This is a genomic window from Actinomadura sp. NPDC048394, from assembly GCF_040651755.1.
GTDB classification, from domain to species: domain Bacteria; phylum Actinomycetota; class Actinomycetes; order Streptosporangiales; family Streptosporangiaceae; genus Spirillospora; species Spirillospora montaniterrae.
In genome coordinates, this window is the sequence record NZ_JBEZJL010000017.1 from 115,084 (window position 1) to 132,394 (window position 17,311).

26 protein-coding genes are annotated in these 17,311 nt (G+C 70.3%); 3 read left to right on the forward strand and 23 right to left on the reverse strand.

Annotated elements, in window-relative coordinates; translation table 11 throughout:
• The first annotated feature begins 11 nt into the window (after positions 1-11).
• Positions 12-1,811 carry a hypothetical protein gene (locus AB0C78_RS14515; RefSeq protein WP_360746998.1) on the forward strand — a complete coding sequence of 600 codons (1,800 nt, stop codon included), beginning with the start codon at positions 12-14 and terminating at the stop codon, positions 1,809-1,811.
• 94 nt (positions 1,812-1,905) lie between these two features.
• Here AB0C78_RS14515 and truA read toward each other — a convergent pair whose 3' ends face one another.
• The 8 genes from truA to infA form a co-directional block, all read right to left on the reverse strand.
• Entirely contained in the window at positions 1,906-2,853 is a 948-nt protein-coding gene (truA, locus tag AB0C78_RS14520) for a tRNA pseudouridine(38-40) synthase TruA (RefSeq protein ID WP_360747001.1), read from the reverse strand.
• A gap of 203 nt (positions 2,854-3,056) precedes the next feature.
• Positions 3,057-3,566, reverse strand: a complete 510-nt coding sequence (gene rplQ / locus AB0C78_RS14525; protein ID WP_360747004.1) for a 50S ribosomal protein L17 — start codon at positions 3,564-3,566, stop codon at positions 3,057-3,059.
• Between the two features lie 94 nt (positions 3,567-3,660).
• Entirely contained in the window at positions 3,661-4,674 is a 1,014-nt protein-coding gene (locus AB0C78_RS14530) for a DNA-directed RNA polymerase subunit alpha (RefSeq protein ID WP_131741171.1), read from the reverse strand.
• Positions 4,675-4,802: 128 nt separating this feature from the next.
• Positions 4,803-5,429, reverse strand: coding sequence for a 30S ribosomal protein S4 (gene rpsD / locus AB0C78_RS14535; protein WP_151545520.1), 627 nt, complete (start codon positions 5,427-5,429; stop codon positions 4,803-4,805).
• Positions 5,430-5,452: 23 nt separating this feature from the next.
• The gene (gene rpsK, locus AB0C78_RS14540; RefSeq protein WP_021596710.1) at positions 5,453-5,854 is read right to left on the reverse strand and encodes a 30S ribosomal protein S11; all 402 of its coding nucleotides are present in this window, start codon (positions 5,852-5,854) and stop codon (positions 5,453-5,455) included.
• 48 nt (positions 5,855-5,902) lie between these two features.
• Positions 5,903-6,283, reverse strand: coding sequence for a 30S ribosomal protein S13 (gene rpsM / locus AB0C78_RS14545; protein ID WP_151545521.1), 381 nt, complete (start codon positions 6,281-6,283; stop codon positions 5,903-5,905).
• 202 nt (positions 6,284-6,485) lie between these two features.
• Positions 6,486-6,599: a 50S ribosomal protein L36 gene (gene rpmJ, locus AB0C78_RS14550; RefSeq protein ID WP_021596712.1), complete on the reverse strand. Its 114-nt coding sequence runs from the start codon at positions 6,597-6,599 to the stop codon at positions 6,486-6,488.
• A 65-nt stretch (positions 6,600-6,664) separates the two neighbouring features.
• Complete coding sequence (gene infA / locus AB0C78_RS14555) at positions 6,665-6,886, reverse strand: translation initiation factor IF-1 (protein WP_018657567.1); 222 nt, start codon at positions 6,884-6,886, stop codon at positions 6,665-6,667.
• Between the two features lie 261 nt (positions 6,887-7,147).
• Between infA and AB0C78_RS14560 the strand changes: the two genes are divergently transcribed.
• A complete protein-coding gene (locus AB0C78_RS14560; RefSeq protein ID WP_151545522.1) occupies positions 7,148-7,705 on the forward strand; it encodes a hypothetical protein in 558 nt (185 codons plus the stop codon).
• A gap of 19 nt (positions 7,706-7,724) precedes the next feature.
• On the opposite strand, the gene AB0C78_RS14565 is transcribed toward AB0C78_RS14560, so the two are convergent.
• A complete protein-coding gene (locus AB0C78_RS14565) occupies positions 7,725-8,417 on the reverse strand; it encodes a GNAT family protein (protein ID WP_360747010.1) in 693 nt (230 codons plus the stop codon).
• Between the two features lie 167 nt (positions 8,418-8,584).
• On the opposite strand from AB0C78_RS14565, the gene AB0C78_RS14570 reads away from it, so the two are divergent.
• Entirely contained in the window at positions 8,585-9,400 is an 816-nt protein-coding gene (locus AB0C78_RS14570) for a phosphodiesterase (RefSeq protein ID WP_151545523.1), read from the forward strand.
• A 10-nt stretch (positions 9,401-9,410) separates the two neighbouring features.
• On the opposite strand, the gene AB0C78_RS14575 is transcribed toward AB0C78_RS14570, so the two are convergent.
• From AB0C78_RS14575 to rplN, 14 genes are all read right to left on the reverse strand, one after another.
• Positions 9,411-9,857: a DUF1707 domain-containing protein gene (locus AB0C78_RS14575; RefSeq protein WP_151545524.1), complete on the reverse strand. Its 447-nt coding sequence runs from the start codon at positions 9,855-9,857 to the stop codon at positions 9,411-9,413.
• Between the two features lie 39 nt (positions 9,858-9,896).
• Positions 9,897-10,709 carry a type I methionyl aminopeptidase gene (gene map / locus AB0C78_RS14580; protein ID WP_360747014.1) on the reverse strand — a complete coding sequence of 271 codons (813 nt, stop codon included), beginning with the start codon at positions 10,707-10,709 and terminating at the stop codon, positions 9,897-9,899.
• Between the two features lie 117 nt (positions 10,710-10,826).
• The gene (locus AB0C78_RS14585; protein ID WP_151545526.1) at positions 10,827-11,480 is read right to left on the reverse strand and encodes an adenylate kinase; all 654 of its coding nucleotides are present in this window, start codon (positions 11,478-11,480) and stop codon (positions 10,827-10,829) included.
• On the reverse strand, positions 11,480-12,775 hold the full coding sequence (secY, locus tag AB0C78_RS14590; RefSeq protein ID WP_360747075.1) for a preprotein translocase subunit SecY: 1,296 nt from the start codon (positions 12,773-12,775) through the stop codon (positions 11,480-11,482). The genes AB0C78_RS14585 and secY overlap by 1 nt, the downstream gene beginning before the upstream one ends.
• 216 nt (positions 12,776-12,991) lie before the next feature.
• Positions 12,992-13,459 carry a 50S ribosomal protein L15 gene (gene rplO, locus AB0C78_RS14595; RefSeq protein WP_151545527.1) on the reverse strand — a complete coding sequence of 156 codons (468 nt, stop codon included), beginning with the start codon at positions 13,457-13,459 and terminating at the stop codon, positions 12,992-12,994.
• Between the two features lies 1 nt (position 13,460).
• Positions 13,461-13,643, reverse strand: a complete 183-nt coding sequence (rpmD, locus tag AB0C78_RS14600; RefSeq protein WP_021596720.1) for a 50S ribosomal protein L30 — start codon at positions 13,641-13,643, stop codon at positions 13,461-13,463.
• Complete coding sequence (gene rpsE, locus AB0C78_RS14605) at positions 13,640-14,266, reverse strand: 30S ribosomal protein S5 (protein ID WP_151545537.1); 627 nt, start codon at positions 14,264-14,266, stop codon at positions 13,640-13,642. Before rpsE ends, rpmD begins: the two co-directional genes overlap by 4 nt.
• 31 nt (positions 14,267-14,297) lie before the next feature.
• Positions 14,298-14,684, reverse strand: a complete 387-nt coding sequence (gene rplR / locus AB0C78_RS14610; RefSeq protein WP_151545528.1) for a 50S ribosomal protein L18 — start codon at positions 14,682-14,684, stop codon at positions 14,298-14,300.
• A 2-nt stretch (positions 14,685-14,686) separates the two neighbouring features.
• Positions 14,687-15,223 (reverse strand): 50S ribosomal protein L6, encoded by a 537-nt coding sequence (gene rplF / locus AB0C78_RS14615; RefSeq protein ID WP_151545529.1) that lies wholly within the window; start codon positions 15,221-15,223, stop codon positions 14,687-14,689.
• A gap of 16 nt (positions 15,224-15,239) precedes the next feature.
• Positions 15,240-15,638, reverse strand: a complete 399-nt coding sequence (gene rpsH, locus AB0C78_RS14620; protein ID WP_151545530.1) for a 30S ribosomal protein S8 — start codon at positions 15,636-15,638, stop codon at positions 15,240-15,242.
• A gap of 139 nt (positions 15,639-15,777) precedes the next feature.
• A complete protein-coding gene (locus AB0C78_RS14625; protein WP_018657585.1) occupies positions 15,778-15,963 on the reverse strand; it encodes a type Z 30S ribosomal protein S14 in 186 nt (61 codons plus the stop codon).
• Positions 15,964-15,967: 4 nt separating this feature from the next.
• Entirely contained in the window at positions 15,968-16,543 is a 576-nt protein-coding gene (gene rplE / locus AB0C78_RS14630) for a 50S ribosomal protein L5 (RefSeq protein ID WP_151545531.1), read from the reverse strand.
• Positions 16,544-16,548: 5 nt separating this feature from the next.
• Complete coding sequence (gene rplX, locus AB0C78_RS14635) at positions 16,549-16,857, reverse strand: 50S ribosomal protein L24 (RefSeq protein WP_151545532.1); 309 nt, start codon at positions 16,855-16,857, stop codon at positions 16,549-16,551.
• Entirely contained in the window at positions 16,857-17,225 is a 369-nt protein-coding gene (gene rplN, locus AB0C78_RS14640) for a 50S ribosomal protein L14 (protein ID WP_021596728.1), read from the reverse strand. Before rplN ends, rplX begins: the two co-directional genes overlap by 1 nt.
• Positions 17,226-17,311: the final 86 nt, after the last annotated feature.

Consider the following 17,311-nt stretch of genomic DNA (forward strand, 5'->3'; position numbering starts at 1 on the left):
CCTGTCTGCTTATGTCTGGACCTAGAGACACCCGGGAGACCGCCGAGGAGGCGGGGACGGCCGCCGCCCCCGCCGCTTCGGCGCCCCCCAGCTTCGGTGCGGTCCCTCCCGCGGGAGGCTCCGCCGCCACCGAGGCCGCTCCCGCCAGCCAGGCCTCGATCGACGAGGCCGCCGCGCCCGCCACCGCCGGCGCGGCCGCCTCCGACGAGGCGCCGTCCGCGTCCTCCCCCCTCCGGCTGCCCGCGTTCGGCCTGCAGACCCCCTGGTGGGCCTCCGAACCCGCCGCCGACACGAGCGACACCGGCGACACCGGGGCCGCCGTCTCCGCCGCTTCCGCGCCCGGCGAGGCCGAGGCGCCCGCCGAAGCGGAGGCGCCGGCCGGGACGGTCCCGCCCGGCACGCTCGTCGCCGGGGTCGGCGTCCCGAGCATCGACTCGCGCCGCGCCGTCCCGTCCGAGCCGCTCCTCAAGCGGCCCCTCGCCTTCGGCGACACCGACCCGGACGGCTTCGCCCCCATCCGTCCCGGCGAGGACGCCGCCCCCGAGCCGGCCCCCTCCGGCACGGACGGCGAGACGGGCGAGGACGCGCCGCGTCCCTCCACGACGACCGGGCCGATGGGCATCGCGCCGCCGCTTCCCGCGAAGGACGACGAGCCCGCCGAGCCCGCCCCCGCGAAGACCGAGCCGGTCGCGAAGGCCGAATCCGCCGCACCGCCGAAGCCCGCCGAGCAGCCGAAGGCCGCCGCACCGCCGAAGGCCGCCGAGCAGCCTCGGCTCGCGCAGGAGCCCCCGTCGCCGCCGCGCGGCGCCGGCGACGGCACGGTGGCGTTCGAGAAGGCCAAGGAGGCCGAGAAGGCGTCCGCGGCCGTCGCCCCCGTGCTGGTCCCCGACGCGATCCTGCCGCCCGGCGTCCTGCCGCCCACCGGCAGCGGACCGTTCCCGCACACCGACGCGAACGGCGCGACCGCCACGGCCGAGCAGCCCGCCATGGCCACCGTGATCACCCCCGTCTACCACGCCGAAGGCGGCGTCCCGCTCGACGAGCCCGGCCCGGCGGGCCCCGGAGGCCCCGGCGGGCCGTCCGCGCCCGGCACCCGGCCGCGCCGGGGCGGCGGCAGGCAGCGCCTCGTGCTCGTCGGCGGCGGCGCGGGCCTCGTGCTCGCCGCGCTCGCCGCGCTGTTCGTCCTCGGCGGGACGGGCTCGAAGGGCGACGGCGCCACCCGCAAGGACGCCGAGCCCACCCGCGCCGCGTCGGCCCCGCCGAAGGCGAGCACGCCGCCGAAGCCGCAGCCGGTCGACATCAACAGCGAGAAGACCGATCCGAAGGACCTGTCGTTCACCGAGGCCTTCCCGGAGACGCCCGTCAGCCTCGGCGGCCGCGTCTTCGACCGCGACCGCTGGTCCATCAACAAGGACCTCGGCTACGCGGCGCGCGGCTCGATGCTGAAGGCGCTCCAGCGGGAGAACTGCCGCAAGGTCGTCCGCGCGACCTTCATCAACAAGATGAAGACATGGGCGGTGACGACCGGGATCGCGGTCATGCCGAACCGGGCGTCGGCGCTGCGGGTGAGCCGCGCCGGCGACCCCGCCAAGTACGAGTGGTTCCGCGGCATGTCCGGCAGCCAGGCCAAGGACATCGACCGCGCCGGCGGGTACGCGGCCGTCACCGTCCGCGGCCGGTACGTCATCTACGCCTACGTCCAGGACCCGAGCGGCCACCAGGTCAAGCCCGGCGACAAGCAGGCCAAGCAGATCGCCCAGGAGTTCCTCGGCTACGACGCCCGGCCGATCGAGGCCCGCGCGCACGGCTGACCGGGCCCCGCGCGCACCAGGCGCGACGAGAACGGCGGCGGCCGGGGCGGCGCCGCGCCCCCCCCGCCCCCCCCCCGGACCCGTTTCGTCCGAGCTAGGACGCGGTGCCGGGCTGCTCCGCCCCGGCCGCGCCGGCCGCACCCGCGGCGCCCGCCGCACCCGCGGCGTTCGCGGCGTTCGCGGCGTTCGCGGCGTGCTCCGCGGCCGCCGCCGCGGCGTTCAGCGTCCGGACCCGCCGCGTCTCCTGCGCGCGCCTGGCGAGGCTGTCGTCGTCCGGGTACCGGATCTCCTCCAGCGACAGGCCGTGCGCCGGCGCCACGTTCACGCCGGAGTCCCGGACCCGCGCCGCCAGCACCTGCGCGGGCCACTCCACGTCACGGCGCCCGTCCCCCACCATCAGCAGCGCGCCGACCAGCGCCCGCACCATCGAATGGCAGAACGCGTCCGCCTCGACCGTCGCGAGCGCCAGATGCGGGTCCCGGTCGTCGCGCGCCCACTCGTAGCGCAGCAGCTCCCGGATCGTCGTCGCGCCCTCCCGCTTGCGGCAGTACGCGGCGAAGTCGTTCTCCCCCACCAGCAGCCGCGCGGCCTCGTTCATCCGGTCCAGGTTCAGCGGACGCGGATGCCACAGCACGTCGTGGCGGCGCAGCGGCTCCACGCCCACCGGGTTGTCGCACACCCGGTACACGTAGCGGCGCGCCAGCGCCGAGAACCGGGCGTCGAACCCCTCCGGCGCCACCGACACGCGCCACACCCGCACGTCCGGCGGCAGCAGCCCCGCCAGCCGGCGCGGCATCGTCCCGTTGATCGCCGAATAGGCCGCGACCGGCACCACCAGGTGCGCCACCTGCGCGCGCGCGTGGACGCCCGCGTCGGTGCGTCCCGCGACCGTCAGCATCGGCGGCGGATCCAGCCGCAGCATCCGCGCCAGGGCGTCCTCGATCACCCCCTGGACGGTGCGCTGGTTCGGCTGCCGGGCCCAGCCCGCGAAGTCCGTCCCGTCGTATCCGATGTCGAGGCGGAGTCGTACCAGTGCGGTCATGTCAGGTGGACTGTCCTTCGCCACAGCTGCCCGTCCGTTCCCCCCGATGAGCCGGTCGTTTCATCGGGTCTTCCATCGACACGCTCTCCCGCCGTCCGCAGCCGCCTGACCTGACCATGCCGCCAAGTCTGACAAAGATCAGGCCCACCGTCGCGCTCCCGACGGTGGGCCTGCTCATGTCTTGCGACCTGCGGTATCAGGCGTTACTTTTCGTCGCCCTCGGCCTTGGCCTCGGTGGCCTCCGCCTCCTCCGCGCCGGTGGCCTCGGCCGTCGCCGGGGCCTCGGTCTCCTCGGCCGCCGCCGGGGCCTCCTGCGCCGCCGGAGCCGCCTGCGCGGCCGCCGGAGCGCCGGACAGCTGCTCCTGCACCAGCTCGATCACGGCCATCGGGGCGTTGTCGCCCTTGCGCGGCCCGATCTTGGTGATGCGGGTGTAGCCGCCGGGACGGTTCTCGAAACGCGGCGCGATCTCGGTGAAGAGCTCGTGCACGACGCCCTTGTCGCGGATCGTCCGGGCCACCAGGCGACGGTTGTGCAGGTCGCCCTTCTTGGCCTTGGTGATCAGCTTCTCCGCCAGCGGGCGCACCCGCCGGGCCTTGGCCTCGGTGGTGGTGATGCGGCCGTGCTCGAACAGCGACGTCGCCAGGTTCGCCAGGATCAGCTTCTGGTGCGCGGCGCTGCCGCCGAGGCGGGGGCCCTTGGTGGGCTTCGGCATGGTTCTTCCTTCCTGCACCGGCCGTGTCAGGTACCGGTGTCAGCTGGTTCCGGCACGGCCGGGGAACGCGCCCCCGGCCGCCCGGAATCGGGTTCTAGTACTGCTCGGTCTCGGCGTAGCTCTGGTCGTCGTCGCCGTAGTTGTCGGCCGCCGCGCTCGGGTCGAACCCGGGCGGGGAGTCCTTCAGCGACAGGCCCATGTCGTTGAGCTTCTGCTTGACCTCTTCGATCGACTTGGCGCCGAAATTCCTTATGTCGAGGAGGTCCTGCTCGCTGCGGGCCACCAGCTCGCCCACCGAGTGGATGCCCTCGCGCTTGAGGCAGTTGTAGGAGCGGACCGTCAGGTTCAGCTCCTCGATCGGCAGGGCCAGGTCCGCGGCGAGCGCGGCGTCCGTCGGGGACGGGCCCATGTCGATGCCCTCGGCCTCGACGTTGAGCTCCCGGGCCAGCCCGAACAGCTCGACGAGGGTCTTGCCGGCGGACGCGACCGCGTCGCGCGGCAGCATCGCCTGCTTGGTCTCCACGTCCAGGATCAGGCGGTCGAAGTCGGTGCGCTGCTCGACCCGGGTCGCCTCGACCTTGTAGGTGACCTTCAGCACGGGCGAGTAGATGGAGTCGATCGGGATCCGGCCGATCTCCTGGCCCGGCTGCTTGTTCTGCGCGGCGGAGACGTAGCCGCGGCCGCGCTCGACCGTCAGCTCCATCTCCAGCTTGGCCTTGTTGTTCAGGGTGGCGATGTGCAGGTCCGGGTTGTGGACCTCGACGCCCGCCGGCGGCGCGATGTCGGCCGCGGTGACCTCGCCCGGGCCCTGCTTGCGCAGGTACATCACCACGGGCTCGTCGTGCTCGGAGGAGACCACCAGCTCCTTGAGGTTCAGGATGATGTCGGTGACATCCTCCTTGACCCCGGGGACGGTGGAGAACTCGTGGAGCACGCCCTCGATCCGGATGCTGGTGACGGCCGCACCGGGGATCGAGGAGAGCAGCGTACGGCGCAGCGAGTTGCCGATCGTGTAGCCGAAGCCCGGCTCCAGCGGCTCGATGGTGAACCGCGACCGGTACTCGTCGACCTGCTCTTCGGTGAGAGTTGGACGCTGAGCGATGAGCATGTTGGTGCCTTCTTCCCGCGGTGCCCGCTATTTGACGACCGCGTTTCGGAATGTTCCCCGTCCCACCAGGATGCCACGCCGAGCGCGGCATCCCGGTGGAACGCGGGGTCCTGCTTGTTGCGGAGCTCCTACTTGGAGTAGAGCTCGACGATCAGCTGCTCCTGGACGGGAGCGTCGATCTGCTGCCGCACGGGCAGCGCGTGCACGAGGATCCGCATCTTCTCGCCGTCGATCCCGAGCCACGCCGGGACCTGGCGCTCGCCGACCTCGGCCTTGGCGACCTGGAACGGCGTCATCTCGAGCGACTTGCTCTTGACGTCGACGATGTCGGCCTCGCTCACCAGGAAGGACGGGATGTTGACCTTCTTGCCGTTGACCCGGATGTGGCCGTGGCGGATGAGCTGGCGGGCCATGTCGCGGGACTTGGCGAAGCCCGCGCGATAGACCACGTTGTCGAGCCGGCGCTCGAGCAGGCGCAGCAGGTTCTCACCCGTCTTGCCGCCCTGGCGGTTCGCCTCGACGTAGTAGTTGCTGAACTGCCGCTCCAGCACGCCGTAGATGCGCTTGGCCTTCTGCTTCTCGCGCAGCTGCAGCAGGTACTCGGTCTCCTTCGGCCGACCGCGTCCGTGCTCACCCGGCGGGTAGGGACGGATCTCGATCGGGCACTTCGGGCCCTCGCACTTGCTGCCCTTGAGGAACAGCTTCATCTTCTCGCGGCGGCAGAGCTTGCAGTCCGCACCGGTGTAACGAGCCATTTTCTGTGATCTCCCCTACGGCCTCAGACGCGGCGGCGCTTGGGCGGCCGGCAGCCGTTGTGCGGAACGGGCGTGACGTCCTGGATGGAGCCCACCTCCAGGCCGGTGGCCTGGAGGGAGCGGATCGCGGTCTCGCGACCGGAGCCGGGGCCCTTGACGAAGACGTCGACCTTGCGCATGCCGTGCTCCATCGCGCGCCGGGCGGCGGCCTCGGCGGCCTGCTGCGCGGCGAACGGGGTCGACTTGCGCGAGCCCTTGAAGCCCACGTGGCCCGAGGAGGCCCAGGAGATCACGTTGCCGTTGGGGTCGGTGATCGAGACGATCGTGTTGTTGAACGTGCTCTTGATGTGGGCGTGCCCGTGAGCGACGTTCTTCTTCTCCTTGCGGCGCACCTTCTTGGCGCCGACACGGCTCTTAGGAGGCATCTGCTCTCTCTACTCTCGAGGTCATCGATCCGGAGGACCGACTCCGGACTACTTCTTGCCGGCCTTCTTCTTGCCGGCCACGGTCTTCTTCTTGCCCTTGCGGGTGCGCGCGTTGGTCTGGGTGCGCTGGCCGTGGACGGGCAGACCGCGGCGGTGCCGGATGCCCTGGTAGCACCCGATCTCGATCTTCCGGCGGATGTTCCCCTGGATCTCGCGGCGCAGGTCGCCCTCGATCTGGTAGTTCTTCTCGATCCAGTCGCGGAGCTTGACCAGCTCGTCGTCGCCGAGCTGGTGCACCCGCAGGTCACCGCTGATGCCGGTGCCCTCCAGGGTCGCCAGGGCCCGGGTCCGGCCGATGCCGAAGATGTAGGTGAGAGCGACCTCGAGGCGCTTGTCGCGCGGGAGGTCGACGCCGAGGAGGCGTGCCATCGTGGGCAGTTCCCTTCATTGCGCGGAGGTATGGACGCACCGCCTCCGCACACACCCTGCCCGGGTGGCGGCCTCGGCCTCCGTCGTCCGAGGGTGTCCCCTTCACACAGTGGTGCCGTACAACCCGATCATCCGAGTTGTACGGCGACCTGTGCGAAGGCTGCGATGCGCTTGCTGTGGTGAGCGTCCCGGCGGGTGCCGGTCAGCCCTGACGCTGCTTGTGGCGCGGGTCGGAGCAGATGACCATGACCCGGCCGTGCCGGCGGATGACGCGGCACTTGTTGCAGATCTTCTTGACGCTCGGCTTGACCTTCACTGGGTCTCCTAGAGATAAGGGTCACCCCCGCGCCGCCACGCACGGGGAAGGCAACCCCAGTGGGATTACTTGTAGCGGTAGACGATCCGACCGCGCGTGAGGTCGTAGGGGCTCAGCTCCACAACGACGCGGTCGTCCGGCAGGATCCGGATGTAGTGCATCCGCATCTTGCCGCTGATGTGGGCGAGCACCTTGTGCCCGTTGTCGAGCTCCACCCGGAACATGGCGTTCGGGAGGGACTCGATGACGGTGCCCTCGATCTCGATGGCCCCTTCTTTCTTGGGCATGTCCTCCGCGCTTCACTGATCGGCTCATTGGACCCGGTCCGGAGGCCCCGCGAGGGGCACGGCCGCGCCCGTGCCACGACGCGGACGCATCGAGAACAAGGGGAACAGGCGGCCGACAACGGACCGGCACAGCAGTCTACGTCACCGAACCGCCCAATGCGAAATCAACGCATGATATGGGTCCGGAGACTGCTTCCGAGTCAAGCATACCCCGCTCGCGCGTTGTACCTTTCAGGAGAGATACGTCGGAGGAGGGTCAGCATGCCGAGCTATGACTTCGCGCTGATCCTGAGCCGTCCCCTGTACGAGGACGAGCTGGACCCCTTGTTCGACCGGACGCACGGCGCCGTCACCGTGTCCATCATCAGCGAGCCGCAGCACGCCGACCGTCCGGGCAACGCCTCCTGCGCCTGGCAGGGCGCGACCCTCGCCGCCGCCATCATGGAGGTCGTCGAGCACGTCGAGGCCAGCGCGGAGGGCCTGCACGTGCTGCAGGTCGAGGCCGACCCGCTGCTGACGATCCGCGACATCGCCGACCGCGTCGGCCGTTCCGCGGACTCCGTCCGGCACGCGATCACCGGCGCCCGCGGCGCCACCGGCTTCCCCGCGTCCGAGATCTCCACGGCGGGCCACCGGCTGTGGCGCTGGTCCAAGGTCGCCGCCTGGTACGGCGTCGACGACCCGCAGCTCGTGGAGGCCAAGCCGACCGTCCAGGCGATCAACGGCTGGCTCGCCCTGCGCGACGTCGTCCCCGACATCGCCCCCGCCCCCGAGGACGTCACCTCGGCCCTCTCCCTGGTCATCCCCCACGTCGCCTGACCCCGCGCCGCCCAGGGCCCTAGCCTCCGCCCCCGCGGAACGCCTGATCAGGCCCCGCGCCGACCGCCGTCCAGGGCAAGCTGCCCGACCAGTCCCGCCCGCGTCCGGCTGCGCACCGCACGGGAGACGCTTCGGACGACACGTGCCAGACCAGCGCCACCGTCCGCCCATCCTCCAGCGTGATGTCCTCGGGCTCGGCCGCAATGAAGCCGGCATGTTTCATGGCCTCGATGTCCGCTTCATCCTCGGGGTTCACCGCGGAGTGGACCTCAGCGAGACCGAGGTGACCGTGCGCGAGTTCACGCCACGCCTGGGCCAGTTCCGTGAGGAGCCCGGGCTCCCGATAGGCAGGCGCCAGCCAGCCACCGGCATGACCGACGTCCTCGCCCTTGGGCCTGATTCCCAGTGCTCCGGCGAGCCTGGGCCGCTTTCGATCGAGTGCCACGAACATGTCCGGCACGGGGATGGCGGGCGCGCCGTGCGAGGACGGCCGCATCGCCATGCGCCAGCGCAGCGCGCGGCGCCGCCGCCAGGCGGGGACCACCCGGTGTGCGGGCCAGCCCAGATCGCGCTGGGCTTCCGGGTCGCTCCCAGCCGCCAGGAGCGGCAGGGCGTCGGCGAGGGTGGCTGTGCGGACGAAGAGGCTCGGGGTCGCGAACGCGTGGCGGCCTGGGGCGCAGGTGCCGAGGGTTTCCGCAGTCCAGGGCGGCACGAACTTGTCTCCTGGGGCGTTGCCGTAGGGGGTGAGCGGCAGCGTAGCGGCGCCGGTTCGACAGGGAGGCGCTCGGACGCGAAGATCGTCTGCGGCGCGGGGGCCGGGGGGTGTCCGGGAGGCGGGGCCGTGATGTGCTGGGACGTGCCCTGGCGAGGGGAGGATCAATGGCGATCATCGCGCAGCTGAGCGACATCCACCTGGCCGCCGGACGTGACGGCGGGGTGGACGACGGGTCGGGACCGGTGCGGGCCCTGCGCGCGGCGGTGTCCAGCCTGCTGGCGCTGCCGGCGCGGCCGGACGCGGTGGTGCTGACCGGCGACCTCGCCGACGGCGGGCGGCCCGAGGAGTACGCGCGGCTGCACGCGCTGCTGTCGCCGCTGCCGATGGCGGTCTACCCGATGCCCGGCAACCACGACGACCGGGACGCGATGCGCGCCGCGTTCGGCGACCACCCGGCGGTGGTGGGCACCGGGACCGCGCCGCAGGCGCCCGTCCAGTACGCGGTGGACGTGGCGGGCGTGCGGCTGGTGTGCTGCGACACGACCGTGGACGGGCATCCGCACGGGCACATGAGCGAGGAGCGGCTCGCGTGGCTGGACGGGACGCTCGGCGCCGCGCCGGCGACGCCGACGGTGGTCGCGACGCACCATCCGCCGTTCCCGATCGGGATCAGGTTCATCGACGACATGCGGTTCGTCGACCCGGCGGGGTTCGCGAAGGTGATCTCCCGTCATCCGCAGGTGGTGCGGATCATCTCGGGGCACGTGCACCGGGGGTCGGTGGGGTCGCTGGCCGGGACGGTCAGCACGACGTGCCCGAGCACGTACCGGCAGCTGTTCCTGGACCTCACGCATCCGGGACGGGCGGCGGTGACCGGGGAGCCCGCCGGGTTCGCGGTGCACCTGGTGACCGACGAGGGCGCCGCCACGACCCATTTCGTGCCGACGGGCAACTACCGCCCGCTGATGGACGTGGAGTAGCGCCCGGCGGTCAGGGGCGGCGCCGCGGCCCGAACACCGTACCGACGAGCAGGAGCGCGCCCCACGGCCCGGCCACCCAGATCCACCACGGGTACACCAGGTTGCCGGTGACGGCGAGGGCCAGCCACACGGCGAGGTTGATCGCGCTGACGGCCGCCCAGGTCGCCCAGACGGCCCGCCCGCCCTGCCGGTACAGGTCGCCGCCCGAGCGCCGCACGGCCGGGCTCGCGGTGCTGTTGGGGCGCGACGCCGGGATCGGGTACTGGAACAGGTCCTGCTCGGGGAGGTCGGAGGTGATCTCCTGGAGGTCGCCGATGGTCTTGGCGGCGTACGTGGACTCGAGCCGCTCCTGCATCTCGTCCATCGTGATCCGGCCCTCGGCGCAGTGCTCGCGCAGGCTCGCCGCCACCCGGTCGCGATCGGCGTCCGATGCCCGGATGTCAGGGTTCGGCGCCATCGATGCCCTCCCGATCGTCACGACACGGTCGTCCTGGAATCAGCCTACTTCCAGCTTCGCGAACCACTCCCGGCCCTCGTCGAGGGCCGTGAGGACGCGGGGGCCGTCCGGGGTGACGGCGAACGTGTGCTCGAAATGCGCGGACGACCGGCCGTCGGTGGTGATCACCGTCCAGCCGTCCTCCAGCTCCAGGGTCTCCTTGGTGCCGAGGTTGACCATCGGCTCCACCGCGAAGCACATCCCGACCTCCAGCTCCGGGCCGTGCCCGGGGGCGCCGTGGTTCGGGATCAGCGGGTCCATGTGCATCTCGGTGCCGATGCCGTGCCCCCCGTACCCCTCGACGATGCCGTAGGGGCCCTGAGAGCGGATGTAAGACTCGATCGCGTGCGACATGTCCGTGAGGCGGGCCCCGGCCTTTCCGGCCGCCAGACCGTGCCACAGGGACGTCTCGGTGACCTCCAGCAGCCGCCGCAGCTCCCCGGTGACCTCCCCGACCGGGACGGTGATCGCCGCGTCGCCGTGCCAGCCGTCCACGATCGCGCCGCAGTCGAGGGAGATGACGTCGCCGTCCCGAAGGATCTTGTCCGGCCGCGGGATGCCGTGCACGATCTCCTCGTTGATCGACGCGCAGATCGTCCCGGTGAAGCCGTGGTAGCCGAGGAACGACGGGACGCCGCCGTGGTCGCGGATGTGCGCCTCGGCGATCTCGTCGAGGTCCTTGGTGCTGATCCCCGGCTTCACCGCCTCGCGGAGCACCTCCAGCGTGCGGCCGACCAGCAGCCCGGCCGCCCTCATCCGCTCGATCTGCTCGGGCGTCTTCACCTGGATCGCGGGCCTGCGCCGTTTGAACATCTCTCCCCCTAACGAAGATCGCCGGGACCGCTCCGAAGCGGCCCCGGCGTCACAACACCGTCCATACCCGGTCCGGGACCCGTCTTGCACGGCCCGGCCGGTTCCCAGCCCGGTCCCTCAGTCCCGCTCCAGGGGACGCAGCGCGGTGAGGGCGCGCTTGGTGACCTCCTCGACCGGCCCGGTGGCGTCGATCCCGACGAGGATGTTCTCGTCGGCGTAGAACTGCACCAGCGGCGCCGTGTCGTGCCGGTACACCTCCAGGCGGTGCATGACGACCTCTTCCTTGTCGTCGTCGCGCTGGAAGAGCCGCCCGCCGCAGTCGTCGCAGATGTCGTCCTGCTTGTCGTCGAAGTCGACGTGCCAGATCCGGCCGCACTTGTCGCAGGTGCGCCGGCCCGACAGCCGCCGGACGACCTCGTCCTCGTCGACGACCAGTTCCAGGACGATGTCCAGGCGGGTGTCCCACTCGGCGAGGATCTTCTTCAGCGTCTCGGCCTGCGGGACGTTGCGCGGGAACCCGTCGAGCAGGAACCCGTCGCGCGCGTCGTCCTCGGCCAGCCGGTCGCGCACCATCGCGATCGTCACCTCGTCGGGGACGAGGTCGCCGCGGTCCATGTACTCCTTGGCCTGCCGGCCGAGTTCGGTGCCGCCGCTCACGTTGGCGCGGAAGATGTCACCTGTCGAGATCTTCGGGATGGACAGATGAGATGCGATGAACTGGGCCTGCGTCCCCTTGCCCGCTCCAGGGGGGCCCACCAGCACGATACGCACTACCGGAGGAAGCCCTCGTAGTTGCGCTGCTGTAGCTGACTCTCGATCTGCTTCACGGTATCCAGTCCGACGCCGACGACGATGAGGATGCTCGTGCCGCCGAAGGGGAAGTTCTGGGTCGCGTTCAGGAGTGCGAACGCCACCATGGGGATCAGGGCGACGAGCCCCAGGTAAAGCGCACCGGGTGTGGTGATCCGGGTCAGCACGTAGTCGAGGTACTCGGCGGTCGGCCGGCCAGGACGGATACCTGGGATGAATCCACCATACTTCTTCATGTTGTCGGCCACTTCAGTGGGGTTGAACGTGATCGCCACGTAGAAGTAGGTGAAGAAGATGATGAAGACGAAGAAGATCCCCATGTGCCAGGGATTGTCCTGCTGGAGGTAGGGCTGCACCTTCTGCAGCCACTTCGTGTTCGGCCACAGCTGCGTCGCGAGCACCGGCAGGTACAGCAGCGATGAGGCGAAGATCACCGGGATGATGCCCGCCTGGTTCACCTTCAGCGGGATGTAGGTCGACGTGCCGCCGTACATCCGCCGGCCCACCATCCGCTTGGCGTACTGCACCGGGATCCGGCGCTGCGCCTGCTCGACGAAGACCACGCCCGCCATGATCGCCAGACCGACGATGATCACCAGCGCGAAGACGAACCCGTTCTTGGCCTTGTAGATGCTCCAGAACTGGGACGGGAAGACCGCCACCACCTGCGTGAAGATCAGGATCGACATGCCGTTGCCGACGCCGCGGTCGGTCACCAGCTCGCCCAGCCACATGATCACCGTGGTGCCCGCCACCATCGTGATCACCATGGTGATGATCGGGAACACGCCGGTGTCGTACAGGATGTTGTCACTGCCCGACTGGCCCTGGAACAGCTGCCCCGTGCTGGCCATCGCCACCACGCCGGTCGCCTGCAGGATCGCCAGCCCCACCGTCAGGTACCGGGTGTACTGGGTGATCTTCGTCGTGCCGGCCTGGCCCTCCTTCTTCAGGGCCTCCAGCCGCGGGATCACCACCGTCAGCAGCTGCAGGATGATGCTCGCCGTGATGTACGGCATGATCCCCAGCGCGAACACCGACAGCTTCAGCAGCGCCCCGCCGCTGAACAGGTCGACGAGGCCGTACAGCTGGTTGCTCTTCTTCGCCGCGTCCGCGGTCGACTTCAGCACGCTCACGTTCACGTTCGGCGCCGGAAGGGTCGCCCCGATCCGGAACACCAGGATCATGAACAACGTGAACAACAGCTTCTTACGCAGGTCGGGCGTACGGAAAGCCCGAGTGAACGCGGTCAGCACCATTCCTCCTGCGCGACTGGCGAGAACATGGCCGCCGAGGGGCCGGTTACAGGTCCATGGGATCCGGCGGAAACGAAGATCGTGGGGAATCTCACGCGCGTCGCCTCCGCCGGTGTGACTCTAACAGCAGATGAGACCGGGGCCGCCCCGCCCGCCCCGCGGGCCCTACGGCCCGCGGCGCAAGGCGAAGACGGCCCCGGCATCGAAGGTGTCGCCTTACAGCTCGTCGGCGGTCCCGCCGGCGGCGGCGATCTTCTCCTTGGCGGCGCCGGAGAAGGCGTGCGCCTTCACCTGCACGGCCACCGAGATCTCGCCGGTGCCGAGGACCTTCACCGGACGGCCGCGGCGCACCGCGCCCTTGGCCGCGAGGTCCTCCGCGGTGACCTCGCCGCCCTCGGGGTAGAGCGCGGCGAGCTTGTCCAGGTTCACCACCTGGAACTCGACCCGGTTCGGGTTCTTGAAGCCCTTCAGCTTCGGCACCCGGCGGATCAGCGGCATCTGGCCGCCCTCGAACCCGACCGGCACCGTGCTGCGGGCCTTGGTGCCCTTGGTGCCGCGGCCCGCCGTCTTGCCCTTGGACGCCTCGCCGCGACCCTTGCGGATCTTGGCCTTGTTGGCGCCGGGGGCCGGACGCAGGTCGTGGATCTTGAGCGGCGTGCCGTCCTTCTCCAGATCGGCGGCCATGTCAGTCGACCTCCTCGACGGTGACCAGGTGCGCCACCGTCCGGATCATGCCGAGCACCTCGGGGCGGTCCTCGCGGACGACGCTCTGCCCGATCTTCTTCAGGCCGAGGGTGCGCAGCGTGTCACGCTGGTTCTGCTTCTCGCTGATCACGGACTTGGTCTGCGTGATCTTCAGGTTGCTCATGAGGTCGCGGCCTCCGCCCTCGGCTCGCTGCCCGCCGCGCGAGCGCGCAGCATGGCCGCCGGGGCGACGTCCTCGATCGGCAGGCCGCGCTTGGCCGCGATCTCCTCCGGACGCTTCAGCGACTTCAGCCCCGCGATCGTGGCGTGCACGATGTTGATCGCGTTGTCACTGCCCAGCGACTTGCTCAGCACGTCGTGGATGCCCGCGCACTCCAGCACCGCGCGCACCGGGCCACCGGCGATCACGCCGGTACCGGGGGCGGCCGGCCGCAGCAGGACCTCGCCCGCCGCGTCCCGCGCCTGCACCAGGTGCGGGATGGTGCCCTGGATCCGCGGCACCTTGAAGAAGTGCTTCTTGGCCTCCTCGACGCCCTTGGCGATCGCCGCGGGCACCTCCTTGGCCTTGCCGTAGCCGACGCCGACGGTGCCGTTGCCGTCACCGACGATCACCAGGGCGGTGAAGCTGAAGCGCCGTCCACCCTTGACGACCTTGGCGACGCGGTTGATCGCCACGACCTTCTCGATGTACGACTGGCCCTTGTCGGCGCCACCGCGGCGGTCGTCGCGGCGGCCGTCGCGACGGTCGCCACCCTGACCGCCACCACGCCTCTGCGCTGCCATCAGTGGTTCCTCTCGTTTGCCTTGGAAAGGGCCATCAGAGCTCCAGGCCCCCCTCGCGCGCACCGTCCGCGACAGCGGCGATGCGGCCGTGGTACTTGTTGCCGCCGCGGTCGAACACGACCGCGGAGACGCCGGCCTCCTTGGCCCGCCGGGCGACGAGCTCGCCGACCTTGCGGGACTTGGCCGTCTTGTCGCCGGAGTCGGCGCGCAGGTCCGCCTCCATCGTCGACGCGTAGGCCAGCGTGTGGCCCTTGCTGTCGTCGATGACCTGGACGAACACGTGCTTGGTGGAGCGGGTCACGACCAGGCGAGGACGCGCGGCGCTGCCCACGACCTTCTTCCGGACCCGCAGGTGCCGGCGCTTGCGGGACTTGGCCCGCGCCGACGTGGCCTTGGCGGCCAGGGCCTTGGTGCCTGCCATGACTACTTACCAGCCTTTCCGACCTTGCGGCGGATCTGCTCGCCCTCGTACCGCACGCCCTTGCCCTTGTACGGGTCGGGCTTGCGCAGCTTGCGGATGTTCGCGGCGATCTCGCCGACCTTCTGCTTGTCGATGCCCTCGACCGTCAGCTGGGTCGGCCGCTCCACCGTGAAGGTGATGCCCTCCGGGGGCTCGACCGTGATCGGGTGGCTGTAGCCGAGCGAGAACTCGAGATTCTTGCCCTTGGCCACCACACGGTAACCGACGCCCTGGATGACCAGGGTCTTCTTGTAGCCCTCGGTGACACCGACGACCATGTTGTTGATCAGCGAGCGGGTGAGCCCGTGCAGCGCCCGCACCGTGTTGATGTCGTTCGGCCGGGTCACGGTGACCTGGCCGTCCTCCAGCCGAACCTCGATCGGCTCGGCCACGGTGTGCGACAGCGTGCCCTTCGGCCCCTTGACGGTGACCTCCCGGCCGTCGAGCCTGACCTCGACGCCGCTGGGCACGGTGATGGGGAGACGTCCGATTCGCGACATTGTTAGAGCCCTCCCCTCACCAGACGTAGGCGAGGACTTCGCCGCCCACGCCGCGCTTGCCCGCCTGCCGGTCGGTCATCAGGCCGGAGGACGTCGAGATGATCGCGACGCCCAGCCCGCCCAGCACCTTCGGCAGGTTGTCCTTCTTCGCGTACACGCGCAGACCCGGCTTCGAGACGCGCTTGATGCCGGCGATCGAACGCTCGCGGGTCGGACCGAACTTCAGCTCGATGGTGAGCTTCTTGCCGACCTCGGCGTCCTCCACGGTCCAGCCCGAGATGTAGCCCTCCTGCTGGAGGATCTCGGCGATGTGCGCCTTGATCTTCGAGTACGGCATCGCCACCGAGTCGTGGTACGCCGAATTCGCGTTGCGCAGACGCGTCAGCATGTCTGCGATCGGGTCGGTCATCGTCATGGCCTGCTGGCCCTCCCTCGCCACGGTTTCCTCGGGGTGATGTCGTCCCGTGGACCTTTGGCGTGGTCGTGGGCACCCGTGCGGATGCCCGGTGGTTGATACACGCCGGCGGGCTCCCCCCGTCGCCGGGGGGAGGCTCCTACCAGCTGGACTTGGTGATGCCCGGCAGCTCGCCGCGGTGGGCCATCTCCCGGAAGCACACGCGGCACAGGCCGAACTTCCGGTAGACGGAGCGCGGGCGCCCGCAGCGCGAGCAACGAGTGTACGCGCGCACGCCGAACTTCGGCTTCCGCGCCGCCTTGGCGATCAGCGACTTCTTCGCCATCTGCTCAGTTCTCCTTGAAGGGGAAGCCCAGGAGCTTGAGCAGCGCCCGGCCCTCGTCGTCGGTCTTCGCGGTCGTCACGACCGTGATGTCCATGCCCCGCGTCCGGTCGATCTTGTCCGGGTCGACCTCGTGGAACATGACCTGCTCGGTCAGCCCGAAGGTGTAGTTGCCGTTGCCGTCGAACTGCTTCGGCGACAGGCCGCGGAAGTCACGGATGCGGGGCAGCGCGGTGGCGAGGAGCCGGTCGAGGAACTCCCACATCCGGTCGCCGCGCAGCGTCGCGTGCGCGCCGATCGGCATGCCCTCGCGCAGCTTGAACTGCGCGATCGACTTGCGGGCCCGGTTCACGGCCGGCTTCTGCCCGGTGATCTGGGAGAGGTCGCGGATCGCGCCCTCGATCAGCTTCGCGTCCTTCGCCGCGTCGCCGACGCCCATGTTGACCACGATCTTGGTCAGCCCGGGGATCTGCATGACGTTGGCGTAGCCGAACTGCTCCTGCATCTGCTTCGCGATCTCCTCGCGGTAGCGGAGCTTGAGCCTCGGCTGCGGGACGGGACGCTCGGTGACGGTCTCGGTCATCGGTCTCAGATCTCCTTACCGCTACGGCGCGAGATCCGGACCTTCGTGCCGTCCTCGTTGATGCGGTAGCCGACCCGGACCGGCTTGCCGTCCTCGGCGAGCGCGACGTTGCTGACGTGCAGCGGCGCCTCGACCGTCACGCGGCCGCTCTCCTTGCCGGCACGCTGCTGGTCGGCCTTGATGTTCTTGGTGATGAGGTTGACGCCCTCGACGACCACGCGGTCCTCGCGCGGGAGGACGCGCAGGACCTTGCCCGTGGCGCCCTTGTCCTTGCCGGCGATGACGACGACCTCGTCGCCCTTGCGGATCTTCATCACAGCACCTCCGGCGCGAGCGAGATGATGCGCATGAACTTCTTCTCGCGCAGTTCGCGGCCCACCGGACCGAAGATGCGGGTGCCGCGGGGGTCCCCGCCGTCCTTGATCAGGACGGCGGCGTTCTCGTCGAAGCGGATGTAGGAGCCGTCCGGGCGCCGGCGCTCCTTGCGGGTGCGCACGACGACCGCCTTGACGACGTCACCCTTCTTCACGCCCGCGCCGGGAAGGGCGTCCTTCACCGTCGCGACGATGATGTCGCCGACTCCCGCGTAGCGCCGACCCGAGCCGCCGAGAACGCGGATGCAAAGGATCTCCTTCGCACCCGTGTTGTCGGCGACCTTGAGTCGCGACTCCTGCTGGATCACGTCAACTCCTGTTCGTCACACCGGTTCTCTCCCGGACCTGGTCCGAGGAGCCTGGTGGAACCATCGGTGTTCAATGCGGGACTCGC

Bases quoted from the DNA above. Each gene is read 5' to 3' on its own strand.
- AB0C78_RS14515 (WP_360746998.1), top strand. From the start codon at position 12: ATGTCTGGACCTAGAGACACCCGGGAGACCGCCGAGGAGGCGGGGACG.
- truA (WP_360747001.1), bottom strand. From the start codon at position 2,853: ATGACCGCACTGGTACGACTCCGCCTCGACATCGGATACGACGGGACG.
- rplQ (WP_360747004.1), bottom strand. From the start codon at position 3,566: ATGCCGAAGCCCACCAAGGGCCCCCGCCTCGGCGGCAGCGCCGCGCAC.
- AB0C78_RS14530 (WP_131741171.1), bottom strand. From the start codon at position 4,674: ATGCTCATCGCTCAGCGTCCAACTCTCACCGAAGAGCAGGTCGACGAG.
- rpsD (WP_151545520.1), bottom strand. From the start codon at position 5,429: ATGGCTCGTTACACCGGTGCGGACTGCAAGCTCTGCCGCCGCGAGAAG.
- rpsK (WP_021596710.1), bottom strand. From the start codon at position 5,854: ATGCCTCCTAAGAGCCGTGTCGGCGCCAAGAAGGTGCGCCGCAAGGAG.
- rpsM (WP_151545521.1), bottom strand. From the start codon at position 6,283: ATGGCACGCCTCCTCGGCGTCGACCTCCCGCGCGACAAGCGCCTCGAG.
- infA (WP_018657567.1), bottom strand. From the start codon at position 6,886: ATGCCCAAGAAAGAAGGGGCCATCGAGATCGAGGGCACCGTCATCGAG.
- AB0C78_RS14560 (WP_151545522.1), top strand. From the start codon at position 7,148: ATGCCGAGCTATGACTTCGCGCTGATCCTGAGCCGTCCCCTGTACGAG.
- AB0C78_RS14570 (WP_151545523.1), top strand. From the start codon at position 8,585: ATGGCGATCATCGCGCAGCTGAGCGACATCCACCTGGCCGCCGGACGT.
- AB0C78_RS14575 (WP_151545524.1), bottom strand. From the start codon at position 9,857: ATGGCGCCGAACCCTGACATCCGGGCATCGGACGCCGATCGCGACCGG.
- map (WP_360747014.1), bottom strand. From the start codon at position 10,709: ATGTTCAAACGGCGCAGGCCCGCGATCCAGGTGAAGACGCCCGAGCAG.
- rplO (WP_151545527.1), bottom strand. From the start codon at position 13,459: ATGGCCGCCGATCTGGAGAAGGACGGCACGCCGCTCAAGATCCACGAC.
- rpmD (WP_021596720.1), bottom strand. From the start codon at position 13,643: ATGAGCAACCTGAAGATCACGCAGACCAAGTCCGTGATCAGCGAGAAG.
- rplR (WP_151545528.1), bottom strand. From the start codon at position 14,684: ATGGCAGGCACCAAGGCCCTGGCCGCCAAGGCCACGTCGGCGCGGGCC.
- rplF (WP_151545529.1), bottom strand. From the start codon at position 15,223: ATGTCGCGAATCGGACGTCTCCCCATCACCGTGCCCAGCGGCGTCGAG.
- rpsH (WP_151545530.1), bottom strand. From the start codon at position 15,638: ATGACGATGACCGACCCGATCGCAGACATGCTGACGCGTCTGCGCAAC.
- AB0C78_RS14625 (WP_018657585.1), bottom strand. From the start codon at position 15,963: ATGGCGAAGAAGTCGCTGATCGCCAAGGCGGCGCGGAAGCCGAAGTTC.
- rplE (WP_151545531.1), bottom strand. From the start codon at position 16,543: ATGACCGAGACCGTCACCGAGCGTCCCGTCCCGCAGCCGAGGCTCAAG.
- rplX (WP_151545532.1), bottom strand. From the start codon at position 16,857: ATGAAGATCCGCAAGGGCGACGAGGTCGTCGTCATCGCCGGCAAGGAC.